The organism is Microlunatus ginsengisoli (genome assembly GCF_039537205.1).
GTDB classification, from domain to species: domain Bacteria; phylum Actinomycetota; class Actinomycetes; order Propionibacteriales; family Propionibacteriaceae; genus Microlunatus; species Microlunatus ginsengisoli.
The window spans coordinates 24,148-31,215 of the sequence record NZ_BAABAB010000026.1; the positions used below are offsets into that span (position 1 = coordinate 24,148).

The following is a 7,068-nucleotide window of genomic DNA, read 5'->3' on the forward strand; positions in this document are numbered from 1 at the left end:
GGTCGACCCATGATCGGGCGCCGGCAGCTGCTCCGGGTGGGTGCGGGGCTCGCGCTGGGGGCCGGGGCCGCCGCGACCGGCTGCTCGCCGGGCACCGGCCCTAATCCGGACGACTCCACCGGAGCGCGCTCTCAGCCGTCCTGCGTGCCGCGCTCGGCGCTCGATCCGCACGGCGACATCGCCGGGTTGCCGCTGGTCTACGAGATCTCCCGGCGGCCGACGACGTTCTGGTTCGACGGAGCCTTCCACGACCAGCTCACCGAGCGGGCGAAGGCGCTGCCGGCGAGCCTCGGCAAGCCGGCCGGCCAGCTGCGGACGTACGGCAGCTGGATCTCCGGCAGCGGCCGGTGTACGTCCTGGCACAACGCCGGCCGAGCCTTCGACCTCGCCCAGATCCGGACCGCCGACGGCCGGCTGGTGTCGTGCCGGTACGACCTGTGGAGCGCCGAAAGCGGCGCCGCGCTGGAGCGGCGGCTGCAGGCCTATTGGCGGGTCGCCGCGAGCTTGCACCTCCGGTTCGCGTACGTCCTGACCTACCTCTACGACGCTCGGCACCACAACCACATCCACGTCGACAACGGGCGGTCCGGCGCAGAGCTGTCGACGTTCAGCAGCCGGTCCCGGGTGCAGGTCCACGCGGTGCAGGCGATCGCGACCTACCTGTGGCGGCGCGAGGTGCCGATCACGGGTCGCTGGGACCGGGCCACCCGCACTGCGACCGGCGCCATCCTGGCCGACCTCGGGCTGCCGGGCTCGCTCACCGACGCCGGGTCCTGGCGAGGCTTCCTCACCGACGCCCGTACGCGTGGGACCTGACCCGCTGGCCGGTCAGGGACCGGCCGCGATCGGTCAGGGTCGGCATCGGGGCCGGCCGGGGGACGGGCCCGGCTTTCGTCCGGTGACGCCGCGCCCATCGCGAGACCATCATGGTCGGGTGAACTTCTCGTCAGCGCCCATCCGGATGGTCCTCGCCTCGATCGCCTCGATCTTGGCGCTCAGCGCGTGCTCGATCGTCGGCACTCCAGGACCGACCCGCACCGAGTCCAGAACGGTGAACGGTTTCAGCAAGGTCGAACTCGCCGGGTCCGGCGAGCTGATCATCGACCAGACCGGCAGCGAGACACTGACCATCGAGGCGGGCGAGAAGGTGCTGCCCCACCTCACCAGCGACGTGGTCGGCGACACCCTGGTCCTCGGCGTCCGACGCGGCACGTTCACCGCGCCCGGGGGCAAGATCAGCTATCACCTGACCGTGAAGGATCTGACCGGGCTGAGCGTCTCCGGGTCCGGCAACGTGACGGCCCCGAAGATCACCACCGACAGCCTCGGTGTCGACATCAGCGGCTCGGGCACGGTTACCGTGGGCGGCACCGCGCGCGAGAGTCAGCTGAGCATCTCCGGCTCCGGGACGTACGTCGCCGGTGACCTCGCGAGCAAGACACTCCGGGCGGACATCTCGGGGAGCGGCGATGCCACGGTCAACGTGAGCGACACCCTCGACGTCTCGATCAGCGGCAGCGGGTCGCTCAGCTACAGCGGCGAACCGGCGGTCCGGTCGGACATCAGCGGCTCGGGCCGCGTTGCCAAGTCCTAGGAGAACGACTAGTCGGCGACGGGCCAGCCGACGCTGACCAGCCGATCGCGGACCCGCTGGACGTCCTCCTCGCGGGGCAGCTCGTCGGTCAGCCGGGTGATCACCACGCCGATGTCGATGTCGTCGGTCGGCAGCGTGCCGCTGGCGACCAGCTCGTGGGCGACCTCGGCCACCTCGTCGTTGCTGAGCCGGCGAGCCAGGATCGCGAAGAGTGGGACGTAATCCGCCTCCGGCACACCGTTCGGATAGCCGGCACGCAGCCAGTTGACGACTGAACTCAGGAACGGCGGCAGTGACACCCGATCAGACTCCGAACAACTTCTTGCCCCACACGATCACAACGATGCCAAAGGCTACCGCGAGGATGCAGACGGCGAAACACAGCCAAGCGCCGATGGTGCCGGCGGTCGAGGCCCGGGTCTCCTCGCCGTCGAGGCCGCCGGCGACGGCCACCCGGCCACTGTTCAGCGACCTGATCCCGAGGGCGAACAGGGCAGGAAGGCCGGCGCCGAGGACGAGCCCGACGACGAGGATCTGCCAGAGGGCCTGTAGTTCCTTGACTGCGATGGCGGCGATATTCATGGGAACGATGCTTCCTTCTGCCGAGATCAGGCGTCGGTCGAGACGGGGGTGCGAGCGCCGGCGGCCTCGTCGGCCGGGGTGAGCCCGCCCTCCCACTTGGCGTTGACGTTCTGCGGGTTGATCGCGTTGCGGCGCGAGCGAACGAACATGGCGGCGGACGCGGCGATCAAGATCGCGAGCACCGCGGTGACACCGAGGGCGCCACCGAGCGCGTTCGCGATGAACCAGCAGACGGCGCCGACGATGGCGGCGGCGGGCAGGGTGATCACCCAGGCGATCGCCATCCGGCCGGCAACGCCCCACCGGACCGGGGCGTGCTTGCCGACGCCGGAGCCGAGAATCGAGCCGGTGGCCACGTGCGTCGTGGACAGCGCCATGCCGAGGTGGCTGGAGGACAGGATGATGACCGCCGACGAGGTCTCGGCCGCCATCCCCTGCGGGGAGGAGATCTCGACCAGGCCCTTGCCCAGGGTGCGGATCACCCGCCAGCCACCGACGTACGTGCCGGCGGCGATGGTGAGCGCACAGGCGATCTTGACCCAGGTCGGGATGGAGCTGGTGCTGGTCCAGCTGCCGTACGCGATCAGGGCGAGGGTGATCACACCCATCGTCTTCTGGGCGTCGTTGGTGCCGTGCGCGAGCGAGACGAGCGAGGCCGATCCGACCTGGCCCCACCGGAACCCGGAGTCACGGCGACGCTCGGGGATCGAGGCGACGATCTTGAAGACGATCCAGGTTCCGATGCCGGCCACCGTGCCGGCGATCACGGGCGAGGCCACCGCCGGGATGATGATCGAGGTGATCACGCCGTCCCACTTGACCCCGCCGAGACCCAGGGCGGCGATGGCCGCGCCGATCAGGCCGCCGAACAGGGCGTGCGAGGAGGACGACGGCAGGCCGAACAGCCAGGTCGTCAGGTTCCACAAGATGCCGCCGACGAGTCCGGCGAAGATGATGACGAGGATGGGTGTCCCCATCAGCCCGGGGACGGGCTCGCCGTTGGGCCCCTGGATCGAGATGATCTTGTTGCTCACGGTCAGCGCGACCTGGATGGACAGGAAGGCGCCGAGCAGGTTCAGGGCGGCCGAGAGCGCCACTGCAACCCGCGGCTTGAGGGCGCCGGTGGCGATGGAGGTCGCCATCGCGTTGGCGGTGTCATGGAAGCCGTTGGTGAAGTCGAACGCGAGTGCGGTCAGCACGACCACGATCAGGATGTAGAGCTCAGGTGTCACGGGGAAATCGTGCTGGTTGGACTGCCCTTGCTGCCAGTCGATCCCGCTTCTGGGCACCTGGTTCACCGACAATTCACCGGAGTCACCCCGAGTCGTTGCCCGGCCCTCGGCCGCGCGTCACGGTGGGGCCGAGGTCCGGCTTTTGTAGGCTGCCCGCGGGATCGGCCACGCAGATTGTACGGCCCCCGCACGAACCGGCGACAAGGAGACCTGAGACAGTGGCTGCGATGCCGACCACGGCGACGTCGACGCACGACCAGGGTCCCCGCCGGCCCGCCGGGCCCTCGCCCACGGCGGTACGACTGATCGGCCTGGGGATCGGCGTGGCCGTGGTCGCTGCGGCGGCGGGCGGGGTCGCCGTGCTGTGGCGCGGTTCGGGTCTCGGCGGGCTGCTGATCCTGCTCGCCGCCGGCCTGGTCGCCGTCCAGCTGCGACGTACCCGGGTGGTCGCCCTGGCCGCGGAGCTGCCCTGGGAGCCACTGCGCAACGTGGTGACCGGCCCGCGCGCGCTGCTGGTGGTCGCGGTCGCCGCCGGTTTCGCGCTGACCGCGGGGGAGACCGACCAGGCCTCGGCGGCGGCGATCGCCGTGTTCGTCGGGCTCGGCTGCCTGGCCGCGGAGCCGGTGCTCAGCCGTGCGGGTCGCTACACCGTTCCGGTCGCCGCCCACCTGCCCGGCACGACCGACCCGGTCACCGAGCGCGACCTGGCGCCGGCGGTCGTGGTCGCGGGGGTGCTGGCCTCGGCGGTGGGCGCGGTGCTGCTCGTCGCGGACGTGTCCGCCTGGTGGTGGCTTCCGGTCGAGGTCGTGGCCGTGGTCCCGGCCGCGCTGATGGTGGTCTCGACCGTACGCCGGGTGCTGGCCGGGCGGCGGCAGCGGGCCGCAGCACCGGCGGCGCTGGCTCGCTACGCCCCGGACTTCCTGGTCTTCACCGGCCGACCCGACGACGCCTCGTACCAGCTGGTGATGTGGCTGGACTACTTCCGCCGGACCGGGTTGCGGTTTGCGTTCGTCACCCGGCACCACCAGGCGGCCAAAGCGCTCGCCGCACGGGTGCCCGAGCCCGTGGTGGAAGTCCGCGACGCCGACGACCTCACCAAGATCGCACCGGCGTCGGCCCGGGCCGCCTTCTATGTCAATGCCTCGGGCAACAACGGCCTGCTGGTGGCCGATCGCCGGCTGCGGCACGTCTACATCGGTCACGGCGACTCCGACAAGCCGCCGTCGTTCAACCCGACCCACGCCCAGTACGACGAGATCTTCACCGCGGGCCCGGCCGCCGCCCGGCGCTATCCCGCTCACGGCGTCTCGATCGCTCCGGACAAGTTCCGCACGGTCGGCCGGCCGCAGGTGGAGGACGTCCAGCCCGCCCGGGGTCCGATCGCCGAGCGGCCGCGTCCGGTGGTGCTGTACGCCCCCACCTGGCGTGGCCACGTGATGGAGTCCCGGCTGTCCTCTTTGCCGGTCGGAGAGAAGATCGTGTCCGCGCTGCTGGCGCGGGACGTCACGGTCGTCTTCCGCTCGCACCCGCTCAGCCGGGCGATCCCGGAGGATGCAGCGATCATCGCCCGGATCGGCCAGCTGCTGGCCGCCGACGCGGCCCGGACCGGGCGCCCGCACCGCTGGGGCCCGGCGGCCGAGACCGACGTCGGCATCCTCGACTGCCTGAACGACTCAGACGCCATGGTCGCCGACGTGTCCAGCGTGGTCTCGGACTACCTGTTCTCCACCAAGCCCTTCGCCATGATCGCGGTGCCCGCGCTGCCGCCGGACTTCCTGGCCGAGTACCCGGTGGCCCGGGCCGCGTACGTCGTCCGTGGCGATCTGGCCGATCTGGACCGCCGGCTCGACGCGATGCTCGGTCCGGATCCGATGGCCGGCCAGCGCGCGGCGGTCCGGGCCGACTACCTCGGTGATTTCGCGGCGGAGAACTACGCGGAGGCGTTCGTCGAGGCGGTCCGGGAGGTCTGCCGGCTCGGGCCGGTGGTTCCGGCCGCCGCTGCCCGGGCCGCCGTGAGCCTCGAGCCGGGCGCGACGGGCGAGTCGGGCGCGACGGGCGAGTCGGGCCTGGCGGGCGAGTCGGGCCTGGCAGGCGAGTCGGGGCCGACCGGCGGATCGGACCCGACGGACGAGTCGGACCTGACTGGCGAGTCCGCCCCGGCGGATGAGTCCGCCCCCGCGGATGAGCCCGGCCCGGCGGGCGAGTCCGGCCCGGCGGATGAGCCCGGCCCGGCGGGCGAGTCCGGCCCGGCGGGCGAGTCCGGCTCGGCGGATGAGCCCGGCCCGGCGGGCGAGTCCGGCTCGGCCGGCGAGACCGCGCCGACGAATGGGACGGCCCCGACGGGTCAGACCGCTCGCGGGAACGCGCCGGCACCCGCAATGTCGCCCGCACCACCGGCCCGGTCGTCCGCGGCCGCCCGCCGCCGGGCGGCCTCCGGGGCCGCCGTACTCCAGCTGGCCGGCACGCTGATGGCGGCAGCAGCGCTGGTGCTGGCCCTGCTCGGCGCCCCGGGCTGGCTGGTGGCCGTGGTGGTCGCGCTGGCCACCGGCGAGCTGCTGCTGTCCTCGACCGCCTCGCCGCGGCGGCCGGGCCAGTGGCCGCGGCTGCTCGGATATGCCGAGCCGGCCCGGGTGGCGCTGGTCGCCGCCGGGCCCGTCGTCGCGGCGCGGGCCGAGAGCGGGGTCGGTGTCTGGCTGCTGGCCACCGCCCTCGCGCTGGCGGCGTTGAGCGGCGAGGCCCTCGTTCGCCAGGGCTGGGCCGGCGGCCTCCAGGTCCGGCGGCTGCCGGGTGCCGATGAGCGGATCCGGCCCGGCCTGCCGCGTGGGGTGGTGCCGATGCTCGGGTTCGGCTTCGCCGTGCTGGCCTCCGCGCTGGCGATCGGCTGGAGCCGGGAGTGGTTCGCCACTGCCGGCTGGGTGGTGCTGCTCGGCGCGGTGGCGCTGCTGGTCGTCGCCGGCATCGTCGTCCAGCGCGCCGTGCGCCGGGCCGACGAGATCGACCACGAGAAGGAGACCCTGCAGCAGGCACTGGCCGGGCACGGCGCCGAGTTCGTCGTCTACAGCGCCTCCCCGGACGGCGCGAAGCAGATCTTCGGGCCCTGGATCCGGCTGCTCGACCGGGTCGGCCGGCCCTGGCTGATCGTGATCCGCTCCCGGACGATGCTGGATCAGGTGGACCGGCTCTGCCGCGCGGCCGGGGTCGACGTGCCGGCGGTCTATCGGCGCTACCAGCGCGAGGTCGAGGACGTGGTGGTCCCACCGCTGCGCGCGGCGCTGTATCTGGACGACTATCCCGGCAACACCCACCTGGTCGAGCGCCGCGACCTCACCCAGATCCGGCTGAATCTCCGCGGCGCGACCTGCCACCCGGAGCACGCGATCTACGACGTGGTGCTGACCCCGCCGGGCCTGGACGTCGAGCGGTACGCCGCCGCGGGCGTACGGCTTCCAGTCGAGGAGGTACGCACCGTGCCCGACCCCACCGCCCCCGACACCCCGGCCGACGACGTGGACGCCTTCCTCGACCAGCTGCGCGACCTGGTCGGCCCGCGCCCGGCTCCCGACGCCCCGGCTCCCCACCCCTGAGCGTCGGCCGGCCGCTCGGTGCCGGCACTTGCCGCCGACCCGCGCGACCCGCGTAGGCACGTCTACGAAAATCCCG

The 7,068-nt window shown here is 72.7% G+C and carries 6 protein-coding genes; 3 read left to right on the forward strand and 3 right to left on the reverse strand.

Annotation, left to right across the window (positions count from 1 at the left end; translation table 11 throughout):
• Nucleotides 1-9: 9 nt before the first annotated feature.
• Both ABD747_RS17720 and ABD747_RS17725 read left to right on the forward strand, forming a co-directional pair.
• Complete coding sequence (locus tag ABD747_RS17720; RefSeq protein ID WP_344807018.1) at nt 10-816, forward strand: extensin family protein; 807 nt, start codon at nt 10-12, stop codon at nt 814-816.
• 118 nt (nt 817-934) lie between these two features.
• Nucleotides 935-1,594 (forward strand): GIN domain-containing protein, encoded by a 660-nt coding sequence (locus ABD747_RS17725; RefSeq protein WP_344807020.1) that lies wholly within the window; start codon nt 935-937, stop codon nt 1,592-1,594.
• Nucleotides 1,595-1,602: 8 nt separating this feature from the next.
• Here the strand turns inward: ABD747_RS17725 and ABD747_RS17730 are convergent, their stop codons facing one another.
• The 3 genes from ABD747_RS17730 to ABD747_RS17740 are packed head-to-tail and all read right to left on the reverse strand — an operon-like array spanning nt 1,603 to nt 3,408.
• The gene (locus ABD747_RS17730; protein ID WP_344807022.1) at nt 1,603-1,893 is read right to left on the reverse strand and encodes a DUF3349 domain-containing protein; all 291 of its coding nucleotides are present in this window, start codon (nt 1,891-1,893) and stop codon (nt 1,603-1,605) included.
• A gap of 4 nt (nt 1,894-1,897) precedes the next feature.
• Nucleotides 1,898-2,176 (reverse strand): hypothetical protein, encoded by a 279-nt coding sequence (locus ABD747_RS17735; RefSeq protein WP_344807024.1) that lies wholly within the window; start codon nt 2,174-2,176, stop codon nt 1,898-1,900.
• A 26-nt stretch (nt 2,177-2,202) separates the two neighbouring features.
• Entirely contained in the window at nt 2,203-3,408 is a 1,206-nt protein-coding gene (locus ABD747_RS17740) for an inorganic phosphate transporter (protein WP_344807026.1), read from the reverse strand.
• A 227-nt stretch (nt 3,409-3,635) separates the two neighbouring features.
• On the opposite strand from ABD747_RS17740, the gene ABD747_RS17745 reads away from it, so the two are divergent.
• A complete protein-coding gene (locus tag ABD747_RS17745; RefSeq protein ID WP_344807029.1) occupies nt 3,636-6,992 on the forward strand; it encodes a CDP-glycerol glycerophosphotransferase family protein in 3,357 nt (1,118 codons plus the stop codon).
• Nucleotides 6,993-7,068 lie beyond the last annotated feature (76 nt).

Coding starts and splice junctions, on each gene's coding strand:
- ABD747_RS17720 (WP_344807018.1), top strand. CDS start 10: ATGATCGGGCGCCGGCAGCTGCTCCGGGTGGGTGCGGGGCTCGCGCTG.
- ABD747_RS17735 (WP_344807024.1), bottom strand. CDS start 2,176: ATGAATATCGCCGCCATCGCAGTCAAGGAACTACAGGCCCTCTGGCAG.
- ABD747_RS17745 (WP_344807029.1), top strand. CDS start 3,636: ATGCCGACCACGGCGACGTCGACGCACGACCAGGGTCCCCGCCGGCCC.